This window comes from Vibrio sp. MMG023 (assembly GCF_021654215.1).
Taxonomy (GTDB): domain Bacteria; phylum Pseudomonadota; class Gammaproteobacteria; order Enterobacterales; family Vibrionaceae; genus Vibrio; species Vibrio jasicida.
The window spans coordinates 232,172-255,508 of record NZ_JAKFZP010000004.1 but is presented as its reverse complement, the minus strand read 5'-3'; the positions used below and the strand labels follow the sequence as shown (position 1 = coordinate 255,508).

The 23,337-nt window shown below is 45.3% G+C and carries 25 protein-coding genes; 16 read left to right on the top strand and 9 right to left on the bottom strand.

Going from position 1 to position 23,337, the window contains the following annotated elements; translation table 11 throughout:
* The first annotated feature begins 546 nt into the window (after nucleotides 1-546).
* Nucleotides 547-735 carry a hypothetical protein gene (locus L1076_RS14615; RefSeq protein WP_038876753.1) on the top strand — a complete coding sequence of 63 codons (189 nt, stop codon included), beginning with the start codon at nucleotides 547-549 and terminating at the stop codon, nucleotides 733-735.
* An 18-nt stretch (nucleotides 736-753) separates the two neighbouring features.
* Here the strand turns inward: L1076_RS14615 and L1076_RS14610 are convergent, their stop codons facing one another.
* The 5 genes from L1076_RS14610 to ugpB all read right to left on the bottom strand — a co-directional run bounded on the left by L1076_RS14610 (nucleotide 754) and on the right by ugpB (nucleotide 5,881).
* Nucleotides 754-1,578, bottom strand: coding sequence for an HAD-IIB family hydrolase (locus tag L1076_RS14610; protein ID WP_038876750.1), 825 nt, complete (start codon nucleotides 1,576-1,578; stop codon nucleotides 754-756).
* Entirely contained in the window at nucleotides 1,571-2,716 is a 1,146-nt protein-coding gene (locus tag L1076_RS14605) for a sn-glycerol-3-phosphate import ATP-binding protein UgpC (RefSeq protein ID WP_237303870.1), read from the bottom strand. The genes L1076_RS14610 and L1076_RS14605 overlap by 8 nt, the downstream gene beginning before the upstream one ends.
* Nucleotides 2,717-3,565 (bottom strand): sn-glycerol-3-phosphate ABC transporter permease UgpE, encoded by an 849-nt coding sequence (gene ugpE, locus L1076_RS14600; protein ID WP_005439065.1) that lies wholly within the window; start codon nucleotides 3,563-3,565, stop codon nucleotides 2,717-2,719.
* Nucleotides 3,565-4,446 carry a sn-glycerol-3-phosphate ABC transporter permease UgpA gene (gene ugpA / locus L1076_RS14595; protein ID WP_237303869.1) on the bottom strand — a complete coding sequence of 294 codons (882 nt, stop codon included), beginning with the start codon at nucleotides 4,444-4,446 and terminating at the stop codon, nucleotides 3,565-3,567. The genes ugpE and ugpA overlap by 1 nt, the downstream gene beginning before the upstream one ends.
* Before the next feature lie 127 nt (nucleotides 4,447-4,573).
* Nucleotides 4,574-5,881, bottom strand: coding sequence for a sn-glycerol-3-phosphate ABC transporter substrate-binding protein UgpB (ugpB, locus tag L1076_RS14590; protein WP_237303868.1), 1,308 nt, complete (start codon nucleotides 5,879-5,881; stop codon nucleotides 4,574-4,576).
* A 230-nt stretch (nucleotides 5,882-6,111) separates the two neighbouring features.
* On the opposite strand from ugpB, the gene L1076_RS14585 reads away from it, so the two are divergent.
* The 3 genes from L1076_RS14585 (at nucleotide 6,112) to L1076_RS14575 (ending at nucleotide 7,952) form a co-directional block, all read left to right on the top strand.
* Nucleotides 6,112-6,864, top strand: coding sequence for a glycerophosphoryl diester phosphodiesterase (locus L1076_RS14585; RefSeq protein WP_237303867.1), 753 nt, complete (start codon nucleotides 6,112-6,114; stop codon nucleotides 6,862-6,864).
* A complete protein-coding gene (locus L1076_RS14580; protein WP_042606269.1) occupies nucleotides 6,857-7,609 on the top strand; it encodes a DeoR/GlpR family DNA-binding transcription regulator in 753 nt (250 codons plus the stop codon). The genes L1076_RS14585 and L1076_RS14580 overlap by 8 nt, the downstream gene beginning before the upstream one ends.
* Nucleotides 7,610-7,727: 118 nt before the next feature.
* On the top strand, nucleotides 7,728-7,952 hold the full coding sequence (locus L1076_RS14575; RefSeq protein WP_237303866.1) for a hypothetical protein: 225 nt from the start codon (nucleotides 7,728-7,730) through the stop codon (nucleotides 7,950-7,952).
* A 65-nt stretch (nucleotides 7,953-8,017) separates the two neighbouring features.
* Here the strand turns inward: L1076_RS14575 and L1076_RS14570 are convergent, their stop codons facing one another.
* From L1076_RS14570 to L1076_RS14560, 3 genes are all read right to left on the bottom strand, one after another.
* Nucleotides 8,018-8,443 carry a universal stress protein gene (locus L1076_RS14570; RefSeq protein ID WP_042602565.1) on the bottom strand — a complete coding sequence of 142 codons (426 nt, stop codon included), beginning with the start codon at nucleotides 8,441-8,443 and terminating at the stop codon, nucleotides 8,018-8,020.
* Nucleotides 8,444-8,598: 155 nt separating this feature from the next.
* Entirely contained in the window at nucleotides 8,599-8,850 is a 252-nt protein-coding gene (locus L1076_RS14565) for a DUF6482 family protein (RefSeq protein ID WP_237303865.1), read from the bottom strand.
* 59 nt (nucleotides 8,851-8,909) lie between these two features.
* Nucleotides 8,910-9,503 (bottom strand): TetR/AcrR family transcriptional regulator, encoded by a 594-nt coding sequence (locus L1076_RS14560; RefSeq protein ID WP_042602563.1) that lies wholly within the window; start codon nucleotides 9,501-9,503, stop codon nucleotides 8,910-8,912.
* Between the two features lie 114 nt (nucleotides 9,504-9,617).
* Between L1076_RS14560 and L1076_RS14555 the strand changes: the two genes are divergently transcribed.
* The 7 genes from L1076_RS14555 (at nucleotide 9,618) to L1076_RS14525 (ending at nucleotide 18,949) form a co-directional block, all read left to right on the top strand.
* Nucleotides 9,618-10,508, top strand: coding sequence for a DMT family transporter (locus L1076_RS14555; protein WP_237303864.1), 891 nt, complete (start codon nucleotides 9,618-9,620; stop codon nucleotides 10,506-10,508).
* Between the two features lie 8 nt (nucleotides 10,509-10,516).
* Nucleotides 10,517-10,912 (top strand): tRNA (N6-threonylcarbamoyladenosine(37)-N6)-methyltransferase TrmO, encoded by a 396-nt coding sequence (tsaA, locus tag L1076_RS14550; RefSeq protein WP_237303863.1) that lies wholly within the window; start codon nucleotides 10,517-10,519, stop codon nucleotides 10,910-10,912.
* A gap of 343 nt (nucleotides 10,913-11,255) precedes the next feature.
* Entirely contained in the window at nucleotides 11,256-12,827 is a 1,572-nt protein-coding gene (locus tag L1076_RS14545) for an ATP-binding cassette domain-containing protein (RefSeq protein ID WP_237303862.1), read from the top strand.
* A gap of 176 nt (nucleotides 12,828-13,003) precedes the next feature.
* The gene (locus tag L1076_RS14540; protein ID WP_237303861.1) at nucleotides 13,004-15,160 is read left to right on the top strand and encodes a prolyl oligopeptidase family serine peptidase; all 2,157 of its coding nucleotides are present in this window, start codon (nucleotides 13,004-13,006) and stop codon (nucleotides 15,158-15,160) included.
* A gap of 630 nt (nucleotides 15,161-15,790) precedes the next feature.
* Nucleotides 15,791-16,582, top strand: a complete 792-nt coding sequence (locus tag L1076_RS14535) for a hypothetical protein (protein WP_104048245.1) — start codon at nucleotides 15,791-15,793, stop codon at nucleotides 16,580-16,582.
* A 286-nt stretch (nucleotides 16,583-16,868) separates the two neighbouring features.
* Entirely contained in the window at nucleotides 16,869-17,990 is a 1,122-nt protein-coding gene (locus tag L1076_RS14530; protein ID WP_020194734.1) for an outer membrane protein transport protein, read from the top strand.
* Between the two features lie 161 nt (nucleotides 17,991-18,151).
* Complete coding sequence (locus L1076_RS14525; RefSeq protein ID WP_237303860.1) at nucleotides 18,152-18,949, top strand: hypothetical protein; 798 nt, start codon at nucleotides 18,152-18,154, stop codon at nucleotides 18,947-18,949.
* Nucleotides 18,950-19,031: 82 nt separating this feature from the next.
* Here the strand turns inward: L1076_RS14525 and speG are convergent, their stop codons facing one another.
* Nucleotides 19,032-19,562, bottom strand: a complete 531-nt coding sequence (speG, locus tag L1076_RS14520; protein WP_237303859.1) for a spermidine N1-acetyltransferase — start codon at nucleotides 19,560-19,562, stop codon at nucleotides 19,032-19,034.
* A 303-nt stretch (nucleotides 19,563-19,865) separates the two neighbouring features.
* Here speG and L1076_RS14515 point away from each other — a divergent pair, with 303 nt between their 5' ends.
* From L1076_RS14515 to L1076_RS14495, 5 genes are all read left to right on the top strand, one after another.
* Nucleotides 19,866-20,018, top strand: coding sequence for a hypothetical protein (locus L1076_RS14515; RefSeq protein WP_095760490.1), 153 nt, complete (start codon nucleotides 19,866-19,868; stop codon nucleotides 20,016-20,018).
* Between the two features lie 367 nt (nucleotides 20,019-20,385).
* Entirely contained in the window at nucleotides 20,386-21,792 is a 1,407-nt protein-coding gene (locus L1076_RS14510) for a cytochrome-c peroxidase (RefSeq protein ID WP_237303858.1), read from the top strand.
* Nucleotides 21,793-21,907: 115 nt separating this feature from the next.
* On the top strand, nucleotides 21,908-22,270 hold the full coding sequence (locus L1076_RS14505) for a VOC family protein (RefSeq protein ID WP_237303857.1): 363 nt from the start codon (nucleotides 21,908-21,910) through the stop codon (nucleotides 22,268-22,270).
* A gap of 127 nt (nucleotides 22,271-22,397) precedes the next feature.
* The gene (locus L1076_RS14500) at nucleotides 22,398-22,913 is read left to right on the top strand and encodes a GNAT family N-acetyltransferase (RefSeq protein WP_237303856.1); all 516 of its coding nucleotides are present in this window, start codon (nucleotides 22,398-22,400) and stop codon (nucleotides 22,911-22,913) included.
* 19 nt (nucleotides 22,914-22,932) lie between these two features.
* Nucleotides 22,933-23,331, top strand: a complete 399-nt coding sequence (locus tag L1076_RS14495) for an NUDIX domain-containing protein (RefSeq protein ID WP_237303855.1) — start codon at nucleotides 22,933-22,935, stop codon at nucleotides 23,329-23,331.
* Nucleotides 23,332-23,337 lie beyond the last annotated feature (6 nt).

Genomic DNA, 23,337 nt, shown 5'->3' with positions numbered 1-23,337 from the left:
GACTGTTATGCAGAACACAGCTTGAGATGTTCTGCTCAGTGGTTGTAAAAGCAAAAAATGGGAAATTAAAGGTGTACTTTCACATATAAAGATTGGGATTAATCGGTATGCAGCATCTGATTGTTAAAGAGCGAAAGGAATGTCATCCCTTGTGTTGCGGATAATATGGGCTGCTCTTGGATGCGACAAACAAAAATAATTAGTGAGAACCACAAGCAATTTTTGTTGCGGACTTTTCCATTCTGAGCATCGCGGAGCATTTAATATGGATAAATGCTAAGTCTACCAAGGGCTTGAGATGCGTTTCTTCGTGGGAGTTTTTTAAGCACTTGTGGTGAATAAAGTTCATAACTGCTAATTATAAATACATCAAAAAGCGATATTATTTTTCTCGTTGGAGTAGTTATATAAGATTGGGAATTTTGATTTTCTCATGCAATCCGCCGCAGTCTTTACTCCTTCTTTCACTCAATCCGTGGTATTTCCCCCCTCCATGGATGATATCCGGATTGAGTGTCTTTTTTGGAAAACGATAAGAAAAGAGTTATGGAACAACAGCAGTTTAGAACCTTGAAGCGCCACCTAAATAACTTAACGTTATCGCAATTAAATGAAATTGATAGGCTGATTAAAAATGCAAATAGACAGGAAGGAGCGGTAGAACTTAGCGAAGAAGAGCGCCAATTTATCCATGGTTTGTTTACCAAAGAGACATCAACGCCTTCTTATTCATAGTACGACACCACAAGCGGTTTATTCGTTAGTGTTGCTGCCATTTTTTGCTTGTACAATCAGACTCGCGAGTTGTGCAAAACCAAACCCACCGTATTCAGAAGTAAGGTATTTCGGCTGATGCGTTAAGCTATCTAATAACGGGCGAATATTCTTTACGCCGAAAGTCACGGGTAACCATTCAAACATCCCTTCATCATTTAATGAATCTCCTACGTACGTCACTCGATTCAAATTGGGTAACGTCCCCTGATTAAATTGCTTAATGTAGGCTTCGCTGCTGCTTCGTTTGCTGTGGCTTCCTATCCAAGCATTGATATGAATGGAGCTTAGGGTCGCGTTGACTGGGTTAGATTCTACGTTAAGATGCAAAATACGGTTGAGGATCTCCATCGTAATTGAAGCCGCGACAGGGGAACGATCTTGGGCAATGTTGACCGCTACATCGCAGAACCGAAAGCTCTGATCTTGGCTTAACTCAACTTCAGAATACTCCGTCAAAATGCCCTTTATAGTTTCTTGCAATGTGCGTTGTTCTTTTCGCATCACTTCCGCTGGGCGCGCAAAGGTAGTTCTGAATCCTGCGGCGTCTTTTCTCATCCAAAAAGCGCCGTTTTCACCTATGATCCCATGCAGCGGCCACATCTTTGCCATTTGGTCACACCAACCAGCACATGCGCCTGTTACAGCGACCACTTTTACACCCACGCGCTCTAGCTCTGCGAGCGCAATTAAAGTGTCTGGCGGCAGCTTTCCTTGCCAAGTTAATGTGTCGTCTACGTCGGTCAACAACCATTCAATGTTTCTCAGATACTCTGTATTGAGCTCTGATAGTGGACTAGGCATTCACCACTCCTCGTTGTGTCTGTTTGTCATCTATCGTACTTTTAACTGGCGTTGATAATGCCGCTTTGAGTGAGCAATCAATGCGCTTTTCGGTATTGGCATTAAATAAGTGAAGGTGCTTGGGTTTGATATCTAAACCGAGTTTGTCCCCGATTTGAATCGGCGTATGTCCCTCAACTCGAACAACCAGCTTTTGTGAATCACCGCCTTCTGTGCGGCAGTAAAGCAACAAATCAGCACCGAGCGATTCAATCAATTCCACTTCTACTTGCAACCATGGTTTATCTTGGTTGATTTGTAAATGCTCCGGACGAAGACCTAGTTTTACTACCCCCAAATCCAAGTTTGTTGTGGATGTAGGAAGCAGTGCGTCACCAATAGTAATGCCGTCGACGGTAACATTGGCATCCAAGATGTTCATGGATGGTGAACCAATAAAGGTCGCGACAAACAGAGAAGCAGGGTTGTCGTATATCTCTAGCGGTGTCCCCACTTGTTCTACATTGCCTTTGTTGAGCACCACGAGTTTGTCCGCGAGTGTCATGGCTTCTACTTGGTCGTGGGTAACGTAGACCGATGTAGTTCCGAGGCGACGTTGCAGCTTCTTAATTTCCAAACGCATTTGAACACGCAATTTGGCGTCTAAGTTAGATAGAGGCTCATCAAACAAGAACACCTTTGGTTCACGTACAATTGCACGCCCCATCGCGACACGCTGACGTTGCCCGCCAGATAATTGCCCCGGTTTTCGGTCGAGTAGATGATCCAACTCCAGCATCTTTGCTGCTTCGTGAACCAATCGCTCGATTTCCGCTTTTGGTGTTTTACGGTTGCGCAGCCCATAAGCCATATTGTTGTACACCGCCATGTGTGGGTACAAGGCGTAATTCTGGAATACCATGGCAATGTCGCGCTCGCCAGGTTCGAGGTCGTTGACGATTGTGGTGTCGATCTTGAGCTCGCCAGAGCTGATCTCTTCTAGGCCCGCAATCATGCGAAGTAGGGTGGATTTACCACAGCCACTTGGGCCAACCAGCACGACCATTTCACCGTCGCAGATATCAAGATTGAGTTTTTGGATCGCCTGATAGCCGTTCGGATAACATTTAGCGATATTTGAAAGAGTTAACGTGGACATTTATTTCTCCGAATCTACCAGACCTTTAACAAAGGCTTTTTGCATTGCAATTACCACAATCACGGGTGGCAACATGGCGATAATGGTGGTGGCCATAATTTTGTTCCATTCCACAACACCATCAACTACTCCAAGCATTTGTTTAATGCCCATCACGATGGTGTAGTACTGCACATCAGTGGTGATCAGCAGTGGCCATAGATATTGGTTCCAGCCGTAGATGAAAGTGATGACGAACAGTGCAGCGATGTTGGTACGCGACAGAGGCAACAAGATATCGAAGAAGAACTTGATTGGTCCTGCACCATCAATTCGTGCTGCTTCCACCAACTCATTCGGTACCGTTAAAAAGAACTGACGGAACAAGAAAGTGGCGGTCGCACTGGCAATCAGTGGAATGGTTAAGCCGTAAAATGAGTTGAGCATGTTGAGGTTCGTAATCACCTCAAACGTCGGCATGATACGCACTTCAACGGGTAACATCAGCGTGAAGAAGATCATCCAGAACGCCAGCATTCGTCCCGGAAAACGGAAGAACACCACGGCATACGCTGACATGATGGAAATGCTCAACTTACCGATAGTAATGCACATCGCCATAATGAAAGAGTTAAGCAGCATACTGCCAATCGGCAAAGTATTGTTGTTGTATTGAGTGTCGTTACTCAACAAGTCAGTAAATACACTAAAACCCAAATCTCCAAACCAAAGTGGAGTACCAGTAGCGAATGCGCTGTTCTCATGTGTGGTTGCTACGATCGCAATCCAAACCGGAAGCGCAATCGAAATGATGCCAAGAATCAAAATGACATGGCAAAACAGATTAAAAAACGGTCTTCTTTCTACCATCAGTACGCCACCTTCTTCTCAACATACTTAAATTTAATCACAGTCAGGGAAGCAACCAAGATCATCAGGATCACCGACTGCGCGGCTGACGAGCCTAAATCTAGCCCGATAAAGCCATCGTTGTAGACTTTGTAAACCAAGGTCGAGGTGCTGTTACTCGGACCGCCTTGTGTCATCGCGTGGATGATGGCGAACGTATCAAAGAACGCATAAACAAAGTTCACGACCAACAAGAAAAAGCTGGTTGGTGAAATCAGCGGGAAGCTAATGGTGATAAAGCGTTTGATCGGGCCGCTACCATCAATGGCTGCGGCTTCGTGCAAAGATTTCGGCACGGATTGAAGTGCCGCTAAGAAGAACAGAAAGTTGTAGCTGATTTGCTTCCACGTCGAGGTGATGATCACCATCCACATCGCATGGGTCCCGTTGAGCGTTGGGTTCCAGTCTACGCCAAACAGGTTCAACAATTCGGTCATCACACCGATGGTTGGATCGAATAAAAATAGCCATAACGAACCTGCGACAACCGGAGCGACCGCATAAGGCCAAATCAAGAAGGTGCGATACATGGTCGCGCCACGGATGATTTGTTCGGCGAAAGCGGAAAGAACAAGTGCGCTGACCAACGCGAGCACCGCAACGCTGATGCTAAATTGCAGCGTGGTCATTAATGAATCTAGATAAAGGGGATCATGGATGAGCTTTTCAAAGTTCTCCAAGCCCACAAACTCACGGCTCATGCCGAAAGCATCTTCAAGTTGAGAAGATTGGAAAATGGCTTGTCCTGCCGGCCAGATGAAGAACACCAAGGTGATCACCAACTGAGGTGCGATCAGCGCAACCGGAAGCCATTTGTGTTTAAAAACAACAGGTGAGGACATACAAATACCAAAGTAAAACAGGCAAGGTGTGTGAACGAATTCCCCACCCAAGATGGGCGGGGAGAGTGCGTATCTGAGCGGTTATTCGAATAAGACTCAGCGCATCATTGTTCGTTATAAATGTTCGTTACTTCTGTGTGCGCTCAAAGCGACGTAGCTGCTCGTCACCACGACGAACTGCATTGTTTAGCGCAGCTTGTGCCGTTGCTTTGCCTGCCCACACTGCTTCTAGCTCTTCATTGATGATGTCGCGTGTTTGCAGGAAGTTACCAAAGCGAATGCCTTTCGAGTTTTCTGTCGGCTCGGTTGACGTCATTTGTAGAACCGCTGTATCAGTGCCAGGGTTCTTAGCGTAGAAGCCTTGTTCTTTCGTTAGCTCGTAAGCCGCTTTAGTGATTGGTAGGTAACCTGTGAACTGGTGCCAATCTGCTTGGACTTCTGCACTAGAAAGGTAAGAGAAGAACTTCGCCACGCCTTTGTATTCCTCGCTTGAATGACCACGAAGTACCCAAAGTGATGCACCGCCGATGATGGTGTTTTGTGGCTTCACGACGATCTCTGAATCATAAGGCAGTTGCGCTACGCCGATATCAACGTCTTTCATGTTCTCTTTAATGCCAGCCAGACCTGCTGACGAACCCATAGTCATGGCACACTCTTGGGTGTAGAACAGTGGCATACCATCAGATTGGCGACCGCCGTACTTAAAGATGCCTTCTTTCGACCATTTACCCATTTGGTCAATGTGACGAACAAATGCTGAATCATTGAATTTAAACTCAGTGTCTAAGCCAGCAAAGCCGTTGTTGTTATTGGCAACAGGAACATTGTTACGCGCACCAAAGTTTTCGATTTGCGTCCATGATTGCCACGTTGTGCTGAAACCACACTTCGCACCAGATGCCAGCAGCTTACGAGAAACTTCTTCCATCTCTTTCCATGTCTTTGGTGGGTTTGCTACGCCTGCTTTTGCGAACATGTCTTTGTTGTAGTAAAGCACTGGCGTAGAGCTATTAAATGGCAGGGAAAGCATGTTGCCTTCGTTTGTGGTGTAGTAACCCGTTACGGCTGCAAGGTAATCATCAGAGTTGAACGACTCTTTGGTGTCTTCCATCAATTGATAAACAGGATAAATCGCTTTGTCTGCGCCCATCATGGTCGCCGTACCCACTTCGAATACTTGTACAATCGCTGGCTGTTCTTTTGCTCGGAACGCCGCGATAGCACTGGTCATGGTTTCTGCGTAGCTGCCTTTGTAAACCGGTTTGATCTCGTATTCTGATTGGCTTGCGTTAAAGTCTGCCGCAATTTCATTAACCTTGTTACCTAGTGCGCCGCCCATCGCGTGCCACCACTCAACCTCTGTTTTTGCTTGTGCTTGCGTGCTAATGAATGCCGCTGCAACTGCAAGTCCGGCGAGGTGTTTAATAGCCATAATGATTCCTTTTCATTGGATGATTTGAACAGGTGTTTCCTTGCGAATGTTCATTTTGATTATGAATCCGCTCCAAAAAATTCAAATGAACATTAAATGAGCCAAATGACGTTCTAGTTACAAAAAAATGAACTTATTTGAACATTGTTTTCGTCACCATTTTGTAATCAAAGCGTCACTGAGGGTTGAGATAGTTCATTTGAAAACAAATGAAAAAGACGGAATAAAAAATGAAAATAACAGCACACCGCGGCTTATCCAGTTTGGCTCCAGAAAACACGTTATCGGCAATACAACGCGCCATTGAGTTTGGTTGCGAATGGATTGAAATCGACGTACAGCTTAGTGCGGACAACATTCCTGTCGTGATCCATGACAAAACGGTCAACCGCTGCACGAATGGTCGAGGCAAAGTCAAAGACCTGACTTGGCAGGAGCTGAGATCACTCGACGCAGGCTTATGGTTCGGTGATGACTTCGCAGGCGAGCCTATCCCTAGTTTAAAAGAGACGCTTGAGCTGACTTCAAGAGCGGGTGTGAAGCTCAATATTGAATTGAAGGTCTACTCCGGTGACGAAATCGACCTGTTGTGCGAAAAGGTTGCGCAGGTGATCGAGCACTTGGGTGTAGAAGCAGACGCGATTCTGTTCTCTAGTTTTAACACAGAAGCTTTAATGGCGATGAAAAACTACCTGCCAGAAGTAAGAAGAGGGCAGCTATGGCAAGAGATTCCAGATGATTCCGCTGTCGTGCTACAACACATCGATGCATACAGTGTGCATTGTGATTACCGCTTCCTGACCGAATTGCAAGCTCATAAAATCAAGCAGTATGGTTATCAACTCTTCTGCTATACACCAAACTTTCCTCAATTACTTGAAGCACATTGGCGTTGGGGCGTGGATATGATGATTACAGATACGCCTCAACGTTATAAAGTAAAAGTGCCTTCAGCCATACGAGAACTCGCACTGAATGAATAATTTAAACGTCCGTCAACAAAGCATCATTGAACTGGTTCATCAGCAAGAATATTGCTCGATAGAAGAACTTGCCCAACGTTTTGAAGTCACAACGCAAACCATTCGTCGCGACATCAATGAACTTTGTCGACTCGGACTCACCCGACGCCATCATGGTGGTGTCGGGCTGCCCGCCACTTTGAGCAATCGCAGTTATGCCTCTCGCCAAGTCACCAATCAACAGGAAAAGCAGATCATCGCCGATGAGGTGGTCAAAGCTATCCCAAACGGCACGACATTGTTTCTAGGTATTGGTACTACGATTGCTTTGGTTGCTGAACGTCTAGCCAATCACAGTGAGTTACGTGTGGTGACCAATAACTTCGAAGCGGCGCATATTCTTTCTCACTATGAGAACATCGAAACTTGGATTCCGGGTGGTCGTATTCGTACGAACGATCGCGATGTGGTGGATGGTTCGGCAGAGCAGTTTTACGGCCAGTTTTCCGCAGACATCGGAATTATTGGCTGTGCAGGTATCACCGAAATCGCGCAGCCTCATTCAGAGATGGTCAATTTTAGTCGCACTGAAGTTGATACTCGGTTGTTTGCGATGGAGCATGAGTTGCGAGAAGCCAAGGTGAGCCAAGCAATTTTAGCCAACTCCGAACAAAAGTGGCTGGTGGCGAACAAAAGTAAATGGCAGCGAAGAGCCAACACTAAGGTGGCGCTACTCAATTATTTCGACCGCGTTTTCAGTAACTGATCTTTTGCTCGCCATACTTGTCTAACTCGTAGGAAAATCCGTTATTGATTCGACCTGCGTGATGCTTTTTCATCGCGATTCGCTATGCTTAGATGATTGAAAATAAAGAGGTCATGCCATGTTTGAATCGGATAAAACCAAAGTAAGAAACTTGCTTGTTGCGACACGTTTTGGTGCCTCTGCCTCTGCCTCTGAAATGCCAACCATTATTGGGGTGAAGCAAGATAAAGCGCTCAAGCTGATTAATGAGCTGAAGCAAGAGGGGGAAGACATTCACTCGTTAGGGGAAGGGAACAACCCAGAAGAGTTGGTGCTGTATTCGATTGGTGAAATAGAGCCTTAATTGAGCCAACAAGAACAACAAAAAAGCCGCCCATCGTTGGCGGCTTTTTAGATCCTTCATTCAAACTAGTCGTGAATCGGCACAACCAGAATATCTACCGGAGACTTGTTGATCAGATGTCTTGAGTAAGAAATGATCTTGCTCCAGAAGTCTTGATGGTGGCCACAAATAAGCAGATCAACCTCTTGTTCTTTGATGGTTACTTCCAGTTTGTCCGCCAAGTCACCCGTGCCAACGAAGAAGTGCTTCAATGGCTGCTCCATGTAATCGCTAAAGGACTTCAAGCACTCCATTGAATGTTCATTCAACGGTCTTTGGTCTGGGGTTGCTTTAATATCGACAAGCTCACGATAAATTTCGCCATGAGTACCATCGATATGAATAAAAGAAATCTCGGCACCGAGATAACTCGCCATAGATACCGCTCGGTCAATCAACACAGTACTCTCATCAGACAGTTCCAGTGCGACTAGGATATGTTTGTATTTCATAACCACGCCCTCTTGTGGAATACACTACCAATAGCATAGTACGCCTTTAACAAAAAATGTGTTGATAAGATCCCGAAATCGCTCAAAGTTTTGGCAAATTATCACCAGCCTACGAGCGAGAGGAAATTGAGGGGAGGGCGAAAAAAGAGCCGATACTAATACCAGCTCAATTCAATCTCTAGTGGCATGTCACAGCGTATTGTTTCTCCACACATTTCATCGGATGCGTTGAGGTGAACCAGTTTTGCAGAGGAGTATCCTTCTCCTTGAAAGTGATCTCTTGCCTCGCAGAGGCTGGCAAATTTGAGCGGGCTTTTGTGCTCGTTCAAGATCAATGATCTTGTTTGGTTTTCTACGTTATAAGCGAGGTAGATACCACCCTCGACCGATTCAATCAAAAGATTCATAGCCGTTTCCCATTGGTGTTTTCACTCTTTGGCTATTACGGCGAGCGATGGATTTTAGTTCACTTCTGATGCTCGATTGCTGCCAACAAAAACTCAGTCACTTCTTGCACGTGCTCCTTTATTTCGGCTTGCGTTGGCTTTTCCATTCCCATTAAAACGCCAGAGCGAATCGACAGCAGCATGCCTGTCCAAAGGCGAATCTGTGTTTCCGGTTCCTTGATATCGAAACGATCTTGGAAGAACTGAGTGAGCTTGGCATCGGTATCGTCCGGACCGACTTCGCGGAAGATCGTCGTGATCTCAGGCGCTTTGGCACTTTCTGCAATCAACAAGCGGAAGGTCGCCAAGTGTTCATCAGAAAGGTGGAAAGAAACGAAGTGTTCACCAAATGAGTTCAACGCTTCTCGCAGATCATCCTTTTGTAGATGAGTAATGAAGCCACCATCCATATTTTCACCTATCTGGCGCAATGTTGCTTCAAATAGCGCTGCTTTAGATGGGAAGTAGCGATACACGGTTTGCTTTGTCATGCCTGCTTGGGCGGAGATTTTATCCATGTTTGCTAACACATACCCCTCGGACAAAAAGTTCTCTTTCGCGGCTTCCAAAATAGCTCGGCGTTTCTTCTCTCGGTTTTGCTCGATCTTGCTCATGCTCAGATTCTCTTGATTTGATAATCATACTATACGGTATGACTTTTGTTGACACAACTCCGAAATTATAAAATCATACTTTCGAGTATGATTTATTTTTTGAGGAGAAAGACGATGACGACGGCATTAATGAATAACCTAAACGCCAAAGGCGCACGTTTTGCCGGGGTGATGATCACCTTGGTTGGTGCATTGCTGATGAGCCTAGACCCAATTTTTATTCGCTTTTCTGGCGTGAGTGGTGTGGATACCGCATTTCTATTTGGCTTGTTTACCGCGATTTCGATGCCAATATTTATCCAACTTCGCGATGAGCGCGGTTTGGTTCGAGCGATGAAAGAGAGCGGCTGGCATGTCTTGTTGTCTGGTTTATTGATGCTCGGCAGTGCTGCTGGTTTAGTGATGAGCATTAAGCTCACCACGGTTGCGAATACCTTTGTGATTCTGAGCGCAGCACCAGCTTTGGCTGCATTGTTTAGCTGGTGGTTTTTGGGTGAAGTGACCCAGCGTTCGACGTGGATTGCGATTGTTGCTGTGATGGTGGGTATTGCGATTGTGGTCTCTGGTTCTTTTAAATCGGGTAACTGGATTGGCGATGGCTTAGCAGTGTTTGCCGTGGTGTGTTTGTCGCTCAACCAGGTGCAACTGCGTAAGCATCAACACGTAAGCCGCATGGCTAGTGTTGGTTTTGGTGGACTGTTCTTAGCGCTGGCAATGCTGTTTTGGGCAACGCCTTCAACTTACAGCGCGAACACTTGGTTGATTATGGGCTTGATGGGGCTGTTTACTGCTCCGTTTGGGCGTGTGCTTTCACAAGTTGCGACTCGTTACATCACTGCACCTGAAGTTGGCATGATTCTGATGATTGAAACCGTGCTAGCACCACTTTGGGCATTACTCTTCTTTGATGAAATCCCTGCAATGGCAAGCATTCTTGGCGGTTCAATCATCTTGGTTACCATTTCCATTTACGCTTTTTCAGCGATGAAGTCAGAACAAAAATAGAGGTTGATATGAACACAATTCAAACCCCACAACTTGAGTTTATTGGGCAAATTCGCACGCCATATACTGATGTTTCTCAGTGCCCAAATAACATTCAGCCACAAGATGGACCTGTGTGTGAAATTCAACTTAAATCTCGGTATTACCAAGGGCTCGTAGGGCTTGAAGTCGGGCAGAAAATACTGGTTCTGTATTGGCTTGCTGGTGCGAACCGCCAACCTGAAATGCTGCAAGGGAAGAAGGGCACATTTGCGTTACGTTCTCCGCACAGACCAAACCCTATTGGCGCGGCGGTAATACCGATTGAATCTATCGACAAGGGAGTGATTAAAGTGCGTGGGTTGGACTGCTTAGATGGCACGCCTTTGGTTGATATCAAACCTGCAATTTACTTTGAAGCATAGTCCTAGGTTTGTGCCCTTGTAAGCTAGGGCACCCAAACGAGCTCTCGGTCTGAAAGCGGCTTGTGACAGAAGTCGCTTGCTTTTTATACAACAAAACCTTTAGACTTTGCTCATCACTTCTCTAGGAGATTACGCCAACATGAACAACTAAACCTGTCATCCAACTCTCATTTTATTTTTTTGGATTTACAGGGTTAGTAGGCGTAGCTCACTTTCCGATATTTCTTTGCAATTACCATTTTTCTGTTTGAAGCGCTTCTATGCACGCGTGTATTTGCATCGATCTCATCTCTAGATTTATCTCAAGCTACGGCTGTTGTCCCTGTTATACAGGAGGCAAATTATGCCAGTTTTACAGGCTTACAATATCAGTCATCAATTTGGTAACGGCGAAACGCTTTTTCAGCAAATCTCATGTTCAATGACCAAACGCCGTGTTGGGTTAGTCGGACGTAACGGTGTCGGAAAATCGGTGTTTGCATCGATACTCAGCGGTGAGCAAACCTCAACCAGCGGTAAAGTAACCTTACCAAGGTCCTTTGCGGTGTATCGCCAGCAACCATCTCACTTGTTGGGGGGAGAGCTGTCGATTGCCCAGTTTTTAGCAAAGGACAACGTGTTAAGCGCGCTCAAACAGATCGAGATGGGCGATTGCTCGGAGTATCTGTTTGAGGTGGTGGGTGAACAATGGGATTTGCCCATCCAACTTGCTAAGCAGTTAGAAACCATGGGTTTGCCGCCACAGCCAGACTTTCCTTGCTCGCAATTGAGTGGCGGACAGTTAGCGCGTTTGCAACTGTGGCAGCTGTTCGAAAGTGAAGTGGAATTGCTGATCCTTGATGAACCGTCGAACCATCTTGATACACATGCCAAGCAGTGGTTGATTCATTCGATGCGCAGTTTCTCAGGCGCGATTCTGCTCATCAGTCATGACAGGGAGTTACTTCGCGAGATGGAGGAAGTCTGGGAACTGTCCGGACTAGGCTTGCAAGTGTTTGGCGGTAATTACGACGTGTATGCCGAGCAAAAGCGCACCGAACTACAAGCGGTGGAACGCCAATTAGCTGCTGTCGATAAACAAAAAAAGCAATTGGAAGAGCAAGCTCAGCGCAATCGAGAGAAAGCAGAACAAAGAGCGGCTCAAGGTAACAAGCTGAGAAAGGATGGCAGCCAGCCGAAGATCTTACTGGATGGTATGAAAGACAAAGCGACAGCCCGAGCCGCCAGCCGTAATAAAAACGAGCAACTTCGTCAAGCGCACCTGCAAGAGAAAGAGCAAAGCTTGCGAGTGCGCAAAGAGCAAATCAAAGGGCAAAAGTTGTATTTGGCAGACAGTCAAAGTCGCTCACGAAAAGTCGTGTCGCTCTTAGAAGGTGTGTTGCCATTTGGGTCGGCTCAGCCCATCACTGCGCAAGTTCATGCGGATGATAAATTGCATTTGCTGGGCAAAAACGGGTGCGGTAAATCGACTTTACTGAAAACACTCTTGGGGGAGTTCTCACTGCAAAGTGGTGAGCTTCAAATCAATACGCCGCTTTATTATCTCGACCAACACTTTGGTGCGATACAGCCTGAACTCTCCATGTTGGAAAACCTGATGCAACATTGTGAGGGGATGAAAGAGAGCGATGCCAGAACATTACTCGCAGGCATTGGTTTTCGCCGAGACAGTGTATTTCGTTTGGGTCGCGTATTGAGTGGCGGCGAGAAAATGAAGCTCGCGATGCTGATTGTTAGCCATCAGCCAACACAGCCTTTGTTGCTCTTGGATGAGCCAGATAATCACCTCGACTTGGATTCGAAAATCATGCTTGCTCAGGCATTAAATGCTTACCGCGGCGGCTTTATTCTTATCAGTCACGACCAAGATTTTGCCGCAGAATCGGGTGTGTCTCGAAGTATTGAACTGAGCTAACAAGCTCTTGTCTATAACTCCACATTAAGGAAGCTCACCGAAGCTAAGCAGCTAGTTTGGCTTTGGTGACTTTAAAACCTTTACCAAGCAATTTTCTCAAAGCCATTAGAATCCTTACTTCGATATGGGTAAGATGCTTGATGCATTACACAAAACAAAAACAGAAAAGGAAGTCTATGAAAAAGAAAACCTTAGCACTGGTGACCGCGTTTGCGATGACGGGCGTATTACCGGGAGCTTATGCCGAAGACTCAGCAAAGGAATTGGTTGAACACGTACACAAAATGGCGGTGAAGTACCCAACGACAAAGAAAGTCGATGTGGTGGATGAGTATTTTGGTACCAAAGTCAGTGACCCATACCGCTGGTTAGAAGACGACCGCAGTAAAGAAACCGCTGACTGGGTCAAAGCGCAGAACCAAGTGACGTTCGATTACTTGGCGCAAATTCCTTATCGTCACCAGATTGAAGAACGCTTAACTCAGTTGATGGATTACGAGAAGTTAGGGCGACCATTCAAAGAAGGTAAATACACCTATTTCTATAAGAACGACGGTTTGCAAAACCAAGATGTTCTTTACCGCCAACTTGACGGTGGCAAGCCTGAAGTCTTCCTCGATCCAAATACCTTTAGCGAAGATGGCACGACCTCGTTGGCGAATGTAAGCTTCACTAAAGATGGTTCTTTAGTCGCTTACAGCATTTCAGAAGGCGGTAGCGATTGGCGCAAAGTGATTGTGCTTGATGCAGAAACCAAAAAGCCTGTCGGTGAGACGCTAGTGGATATTAAGTTCAGCGGCGTGAATTGGCTGGGGAACAAAGGTTTCTACTACTCAAGTTACGACAAGCCAGAAGGCAGCGAGCTTTCGGCAAAAACCGACCAACACAAGCTTTACTATCACGAGCTAGGCACTAAGCAGAGTGAAGACAAGCTGATCTTCGGTGGCACAGAGGCAGAGAAGCACCGATACGTTCGTGGTTACACTTCCGACGACCAACGTTACCTGTTTATTTCGGCAAGCACTTCAACGTCTGGCAATAAGCTGTTCTTCAAAGATTTGACCAAGCCAGACAGTCCACTGCAAACCATTTTGGATGATACCAATTCTGATACTTGGGTGATTGATAGCAAAGGCACCAAGCTGTATTTGGTCACTAACTTAGATGCACCAAACAAACGCGTGGTGACGGTGGATGCGAGCACCCCTGAGCCGAAGAATTGGAAAGATTTAATACCTGAAACTGACAACGTGCTTGGCCCATCAACCGCGGGCGGTTACCTATTCGCCAGCTACATTGTTGATGCCCTTTCTATGGTCAAACAATACGACATGGACGGTAAGTTCATTCGTGAAGTCAAGCTACCAGACATCGGCAGTGCTTACGGCTTTTGGGGTAAGAAAGAAGACGCTGAAGTCTACTACTCTTTCACCAACTACAAGACGCCAAGCACGACCTATCGCTTAGACATCAAAGACGGTGACAGCGAGGTTTACCACAAATCGAACGCACCATTCGATCCGTCACAATTTGAATCTCGTCAGGTGTTCTACAAGTCGAAAGATGGCACCAAGATTCCAATGATCATTACCTACAAAAAAGGCACGCCGATGGACGGCAGTGCGCCAACGATCTTGTATGGTTATGGTGGTTTCAATATCAGCCTGACGCCTTACTTTAGCCCAAGCCGAGCGGCATGGTTGGAGATGGGCGGTATCTATGCTGTCGCGAACATCCGTGGCGGTGGTGAGTACGGCAAAGAGTGGCACAATGCTGGCACCAAATTAGAGAAGCAAAACTCGTTTGATGACTTTATTGCTGGGGCTGAGCTCCTTATCGATAAAGACTACACCTCGTCAGACAAGCTCGCGATTCACGGTGGCTCGAACGGCGGCTTGCTTGTTGGTGCAGTGATGACGCAGCGCCCAGAGCTGTTCAAAGTGGCACTGCCAGCAGTGGGTGTATTGGATATGCTTCGCTACCACACCTTCACGGCAGGGGCGGGCTGGGCTTATGACTACGGCACAGCAGAACAAAGTAAAGAGATGTTCAATTACCTCAAAGATTACTCGCCAGTACACAACGTCAAAGCCGGCGTTAAGTATCCAGCAACTATGGTCACAACCGGTGATCATGATGACCGCGTGGTGCCAGCGCACTCTTACAAATTTGCGGCTGAGCTACAGTCTAAGCAAGCAGGTACAAACCCAACTTTGATTCGAATCGAAACCAACGCAGGTCACGGTGCAGGTACACCGACCAGCAAGGTTATTGAGAAAACCGCCGATGTTTACAGCTTTACTTTGTTCAATATGGGCGTTGAAAAGTTGTAAGCGAGAGGGCGGATTAACCGAAGAACTTAAGCTCATTTACATTGGAATCAAAACGCAGTCTTCGGGCTGCGTTTTTTGTTTTAGGTAGAACAGAAAAATATGCGATGCCAACGTAGTTCACATAAATGATATTGAAGAATTACCAAGAAGTGGAAGTATCGAACGCCAAGGTGACATAACATTTTATTAATGAAAATACTTTACAGTTGTAGAATATATGTTTAATCCAACATGATTTATTTATTGGTGAAATTGCTGTGAAAGTATATAGCTAAACGCCTAGGTTGTTTCATTTCCCAATTGGTCGTTTATTTTCTCTTTGATTTGATTTCACATGTTCAATCTATATTAACTAATTATTCATTGTTTGTTGTAATATCTACTATTTAGATAATTGTTAATCTAAATTTCATTTAAAATCTAAACCAAAATTTAGGTTATAACTCATATAACCATAGGTGATTGAACTTACCGTTATCCTCTATTTAATTTAAATGCAGCGTTAAACAACCTGTTATTCGTAAATTCGCGTTGGAAATCGAACTTTCCGAGGCTCGATTCAGTTCGTCCGCGATTTATGCAGGTTTGTTGACGCATGCGTTTAATTGAATAAAAGATGGATAAAATCCTATGAATATCGTGAAACCGTCTGTTGTCGTGATGGCAGCAGCAATCCAGTTTGCGTCCCCCGTTTTTGCTGAGACAGATACAGATAAAGAACTACAAGATATGTCCGATCCTCTTGCGGTTTATACCCAAGCTGGCTTTGGCATTACGGACAAAGGGGCAAACATTAAGATAGGCCAAACCTATAAAGCGTCTCAACCGGGCACGATGGCAATGAACGTTATCGAAGTGAAAGGTATTGGTGGCGAACTGTTTGGCATTCGAGATGAAGATGACCCGTTGTACAGTAAAGTGGATGACAGTATTGATTCCTTCCGCCTGCGTAATTTCCAAGTTGAAGTTGCGAAAGGATTGGGACGTCAGCTTGATGTGAACTACGACGTGGATGCTGACAAGTTGGATGCGTCGTACAGCTTCATCAAGGCCTTACCGAAGCTTGGTGTTGTCCAGCTTTACCCATTAGCTGGTGCAGGTGTGACGATTGCCAATGACTTCAGTGGTGAAGACAACGGCTACGAGATTCCAGGTACATTTACTGTGGTTGGTATGTACTCGAAAATCGATATTACCGACAAAATTTGGATCAACTACAACCCGATGTATATGCACACCTTGTCGGGCTCAAGTGATTATAAAGACACGTATTATGCGGGTGAGGGTAATATCTTAACGCATGAATTTGCGATTTCTTACCAAATAACACCGCGTTCAAATATTCGTTACTTCGCTAACTGGAATGAGCAAGTCGACTTTGGCGATGGTGACCACCGTATCGAATACAACTACCAATTCTAATACGACTCATAAGATAAAAATAATTTACGCATTTTTGCTGTGTGATGTTTGGTCACACATTAAGTGGAAATAACAAGGCGCATCAAATTTTAAGCGCGTTCGTCGTTGGTTTTATTTCAGGCGACAAGATGAAAACAAAAATAGAAGAAAGACTAATCGCTTAGTCGGTTTTATTTCTCATTAAATCCACAAATTGCCTGTGCTGTGTGTGATGGTCAGTCCTTTCACTGATATACAACCAACGCCGCAGTACGGGTTTTCTCCTAACATACTTATAGGTTTTAGTATGAAAAATCTTACCAAAATCGTTGCTGTGGGGTCCCTCATCTCGTGTGCAGCAGCGCAAGCAGGAGGTCTATATTTGTATGAGACTTCCACCACAGACATTGGTTTAGCGTCTGCGGGTATGGCGGCAAGAGCGCAGGATGCCTCGGTCATGGCGGCGAACCCGGCAGGTCTGTCTAACGTGGCGGGTCAGTCATTTTCGGGTCACTTGATCAGCTTGTATGGCGACACAACACTGGACACATTTGGTGGCGGTGACGCAGGTAACATCATTGGTTACGTGCCACTTGGTTCTGCGTTTTATAGCCAACAAGTGAACGATAAGTGGACGCTTGGTATTGGTATGTACGGCAACTACGGCTTGGGTCTGGAATACGATAAGCTGTTCAGCCGTATTGATATTCCTAATGCAATTACTCAGGCCGTGACGGTTCAACCTTCTGCTTCATACCGTATTAACGATCAATGGTCTGTAGGTGCTGCATTGGGCATCCATTACGGCATCTTAGATATGGATGTCAAAGTTGATGGTACGACTCTCGCTGGTGGCATTGAAGATACAGACACTCAAGTCAATGGCCGCGTTGGTGTGCTGTATGAGTTGAATTCAGGTACTCGCTTAGGTCTGTCTTACTCGAATGAAACTGAGTTCGAATTCGATGATAAAGACTTCTCGACCAGTGCCGTTGCGCCTCAGCAGTTGGTATTCAGTGCTTACCATGAGCTCAATGACAAACTGGCGGTGATGGGTAACTTGAACTGGCAAGATTGGAGTGCTTACCAAACACTGATGGATGTAGAAACACAAGACACCTACCAGATTGCTTTGGGTACACAGTACAAGGTTAATAGCAAAGTGATGTGGAATGCAGGTTTCGCATTTGACTCAAGCATGTACACAGACCAATCCAACGGTGATCTGACTATCCCAACTGGCAACGCTTACCGTCTAGGTACGGGCATTGATTACAAGATTGATGAAGCAAGCACGGTGTCAGTTGCTTTTGAAGCGACCTTGATTGAATCGTCAGAAGTGAAAGGTCGAGCGGGTAACACGATTGCAAGCTTTGATGACCCAGCGTTGTACTTCCTGAGCATCGGCTACAGCTGGAAAAATCAATAATCCGGCGTTAACGCAATCACTAGATTAGCGATACGACGAAAAGCAGCGGTAAGCACGTCCTAGGCTTACCGCCGTTTTGTTTGTAGCGGGACGGTATCAATTAAACTGAACAAAAAGCACAAAGTAAAAAGACGAAAACGAATTCGTCGAGGAAATTTGAAATGAACAACACGTTTTGGCTGGCATGTGCAGCGTTAGTTTTAAGCTCGTCGGCTCTGGCTAGCGAACGCGTTCCCAAAGAGAACAAAAACAAATTAGCCGATGACCCTACTAAGGTTATCACTAAGTTTGGGGCATCTTATTCCAACAACTATGATTTTGATGACCAGAACATCTCATTCTCTGGCTCGTTGGCATTAGATGAAGCGCGTAAAATTAACGTTCGCATCAATGATGATGCCAGTGAATGGCGTGTGGGCGGTTCGTGGTTGTTCCCCGTTGGTATTGTGAACTTCAACTTTGGTAAGAATGAATACACCAATGGCGCAGACCAAACCAATTACAGTGTTGGAACCTTTGTACCTTTGAGCTATTTTGGCATCGAGCCAGCAGGCTTCCAGATCTTCCCAATGGCAGGCTACACCTATAACGATGGCGATGTGCCAGTTTGTGATGGCGCAGAGGGCAGTGCATGTTCAGCCCCTGGTTTTACTGGCACACCTAGCCCAGAGAATGGGTTCAACATGATGAACTCTTCAGGCAGTAGCGGTTATTTGGGAGCATTCACATTGAAACCCCTAACAGAGCAACTAACGTTGATGGGGTTTGCTGGTGGATCTTACGGTTCGGAAAACAGTGAAGGGGATAATTACCAAGGCGTTTTTGGTGGAGTAGGCATGAGCTATCTGGTGCAGAAACGTCACTCCTTTAATGTGATGACGTTTGCCATGGACAACAACACTTATCTCGATGACCCTGACAAGCGTGTCATCTTCTCATACCAATATCAGTTTGAATAATCGAGCATGTGTCATACCACTCGCTACTTCACGAGTGGTATGTCCAATCTCGTTCACCCAACCGTGTGAAAGGGATTTGCGCTTATTGGTCAATTTCAAATTTTGTACGAAATTGATTTTGCAAAATGTACATACGTTTCACATCTCTATAGCTGCCATTAATGAAGAACTCTTGCACTAAATGACCTTCCTCAATAAAGCCACATTTCTCATAGAGATGAATCGCCTTTTCGTTGTCGAGTGCCACCAATAGATAAATTTTGTGCAAGTTTAAGATTGAAAACGAATAATCAAGTGCACGATTAATGACCTCTTCCGCGTAACCTCTACCTTGATGATCAGGGGCGATAATAATTTGGAACTCGGCACTACGGTGAATATAGTTAATTTCAATTAGCTCTACTAGGCCAATAAGTACGCCTTGCGCATCCTCTACTACAAAGCGACGTTCTGCATCATCATGAATGTGCTTTCTGTACAATTCTTCTAATTCATCATGCGACTCATACGGTTCCTCAAACCAATACGTCATGATGTTGCGGTTATTGTTGAGATCGTGAATAAAACGCAAATCAGAACGTTCTAAAGCGCGAATTGTGAGTCCATTTTTCATTGTCTTTCTCCCAATAGGATTCGATATCCAAGTTGCCTCAAGAAACTAAGTTTTAGCGAGAATGACTTGGTTTGGTTAACCTCATCATAGCGTAATAGGGGGAAATCTCCCCTTTACTTATGCGAAGCTGAATGCGTAAAAGCGATCTCTATCAAACCTTAACAAAGCCTTGAAAAACAAGGCTTATAACAATAATAAATGTTAATCATAACGACAAAAAACCTGATTAGGCTAAGGGGGCGATTTCAGCTTAAATACCGCCAACGACTTAAGGTCATAATCTACATAAACAGGGTATTAAATATGTTTTCAATCGGTGACGTAGTAGTAGCTACTAAAGGTATCGATCTTGGTGAAATGGTTGTTACAGGTCTAAGCAGCGGCGGTTTTTACGTACGCGTTAAAGCTGGCGAAGCAACGCTAACTTACCCAGCTAAAGACGTTAAGAAAGCATAATTTAATTTGCTGACTTGCAAAAGAGGTAGCTTACGAGCTGCCTTTTTTTGTGCCCATATTATTTTCCTTTACCCCTTCCACCATTCTTACTTTATTTCGTTCTGAATTATTTTTAATCGAATTTAATATGTTTGGTTAATATATTGGAGCTCCCGTCATTTTTGACTCATATCAATAAAAGTTCTAGTTTTAAGTTGTTGTTTTTATGTTGTATTTTTTACGTTCGTCGGCAAGTGTCTGTTTTAAAAACTATTAGATGTTAAATCCGCTTCTCATCTAAATATTCGATTAATATCTATTCCTTTTTCCCATTTTTAAAAATATCGGTATTTCAATAACTTTCGCCGCAACGGATTAGGGGAAAGTTATGAATAAAAAGAAAATTACGCTAGGGATCGTTGGAGCAGGCTTAGTGGCTTACTTAGGTACTGTCTACATGGTGAAGCAAGACGATCAAAAAGTGGCTCAACAACAGTTAGTGCAGTTCAGTTCTCTGGATAAATCGACGCTAGATTATCAAGCAATGAAGGTGCTCTCAGACAAAGGCTGTGGTTATTGTCATACGCCAAACAGCGAAATGCCTTTCTACTCAGAAATGCCAGTGGCGAAACAGATCATGGAAGCGGATGTGAAGGTGGCCATGCGTCACTTTGATATGACCAATCTGTTCGGCGACGTGAAGCAGAATGCTCCTGTTTCTGAAGTGGCACTTGCTCGCCTTGAGAAGGTACTCTACGACGACTCAATGCCGCCAGCGATTTACCTCACGATGCATTGGTCAGCGAGCATGTCCAAAGACGAAAAGCACACCTTGTTGAAGTGGATTCGTGAGAAGCGTGCAGAGCGTCATGCTCAGTCTCCGGTATCTGAAGAGCGTAAAACCAAAGTTCTACAACCAATTTACACCACGTTCGAAACCGATGCAGACAAGGCTGAGCTGGGTAAGGTGCTTTATCACGACACGCGACTATCAGGAGACAATAGTGTCTCATGTGCGTCATGCCATAGCCTTGATACAGGCGGCGTGGACCGACTCGTAACATCTGTTGGTATTCATGGCCAAGTGGGTGGCATCAACGCGCCAACCGTGTTTAATGCTGTGTACAACAAACTGCAATTCTGGGATGGCCGTGCTGCGGATCTGCAAGACCAAGCGGGTGGTCCTCCGTTTAACCCGATTGAAATGGGTTCTGTGGATTGGGATGAAATCGTCGACAAGTTAAGCCAAGACCCAGAAATGGTTGCGATGTTCAAAAAGGTTTACTCAGGTGAGATTAATGGTAACAACATTACGGATGCGATTGCCGAGTTTGAGAAAACCCTAACCACACCGAACAGCCGCTTCGACCAATACATGATGGGTGATACTCAAGCGCTGGACTCGCACGAGAAATACGGTCTAATGCTGTTCAAGAAGTACGATTGTCAAACTTGTCACGCAGGTGAAGCGATGGGCGGTGAAACGTTTGAAACCATGGGCATGAAAGCGGACTACTTCGCTGAGCGTGGAACTGACATGACGGACGCAGACCTTGGTCGCTACAACTTTACAGGCAACAAAGAAGACAAGCACAAGTTCAAAGTGCCAACCTTGCGCAACATTGAACTGACACCACCATACTTCCACGATGGTCATGCTGATACGCTAGAAAAAGCCATCTACGACATGGGTAAGTACCAAGTCGGAGTGGAAATGTCGGATGAAGAAGTTGATGCCATCAAAGCGTTCTTAAAAACACTGACGGGCGATTACGAAGGCCGTCCTTTAAGTTAAGCTAGGGCATAACCAACAAGTTTGTTACCGATAAAACGATAGACTTCGCAATCGAGACCACCTTTGATTAAGGTGGTCTTTTTTATGGAACAAATTCAATCAAGTAGGGATAGATATGATTGATCATTTTGAAATTAAAGTTGTGGATTTTGACGCCTGTGTCGCTTTTTACTCCAAGGTGCTTATCACTTTGGGCATCGAACTAAAATGGTCGGACGAAGCAGCGGCAGGCTTTGGATTAGTTGGTGAGTCCAATACGCGTTTCCTGATAGAAAAGAGTGACCAAAGTGCCCCTTGCCACATTGCGTTTAAAGCGAATGACAAAGCGTCCGTCGAGGCCTTTCATAAAGCAGGTATTGAGGCTGGGTTTACTTGTCATGGTGAGCCGGGTTTGCGTGAACAGTATGCGCCAAATTACTACGCGGCGTTTTTTTATGATCCCGATGGTAACAACATCGAAGCGGTGGCTTATTTATAGGGCGTTAGCTATGGGATGCTCCAGTGGATATTTACTGATCGAACGATCGTTAGGTCATTGGTTTTACGATCAAGATAGAAGATAATCGAGCTCCTATTTCATCCCTATAAAAAGAACGAAAAATACTATGAAAGTTGTCGTCACAAAGGCACAAAAACAGCACGCTCAAGGCATTACTGAAGTTCTCAATCCCATCATAGAAGAGGGCTTATACACAATCCTCGATACCACCTTCACCCCAGAAGAGGAAGAAGGTTTCATTGATAGCTTTCCTGAAACGGGTGTGTTCAATGTGGCATTGAATGTAAAAGAAGCGGATGAGGATGAGAGCGCCGTGCTGGGTTTTCAAAACGTAGAGCCTTTCGCCAGTTATACCAAGGCATTCGCGCATGTCGGCATTATCGGTACGTTCGTTGATGCCAAATGTCGCCGGCAAGGTGTCGCTTCAGCGCTGTTTACCGCCACCTTTGCCGATGCTAAATCCAAGGGTTATGAAAAGTTGTTTGCTTATGTTCGAGAGGACAACCCCAACGCGCTCGCTACGTATTTAAAACATGGCTTTGAAGTGGTTGGTACCGCTAAGAAGCACGCCAAGGTTAACGGCCAGTACATCAATGAAGTCATGATCGAGAAGTTTCTCTAGCGCTTAGAAGGAAAGCAAGATGCACAAGTCAGCAGGTATCATCATTAAAAACGGCGCACTGTTAGTGCTGCGCTCAAAAGGGAAAGACACCTTCTATGCACCGGGCGGAAAACTGGATAGTGGCGAAACGTCAGAGCAAGCGTTATGTCGCGAACTGCAAGAAGAAGTAAGCATTGTCGTGGCGGAAGATGCTTTGACGCTGTTTGGTCGCTTTGAAGCGCCTGCACACGATAAAGACGGCATTACTTTGGTCATGGATGTGTTCTTCGTAAATGATTATTCGGGCGAGGTGGTTGCCAGTAACGAAATCGAAGAGTACCAATGGGTAGATTCTTCAAACGTGGATGACATCGCGATAAGCACGATTTTCCGCCATGAGGTCTTCCCGCGCTTGGTTGAGCAAGGACGAGTAAAATAACGCTAA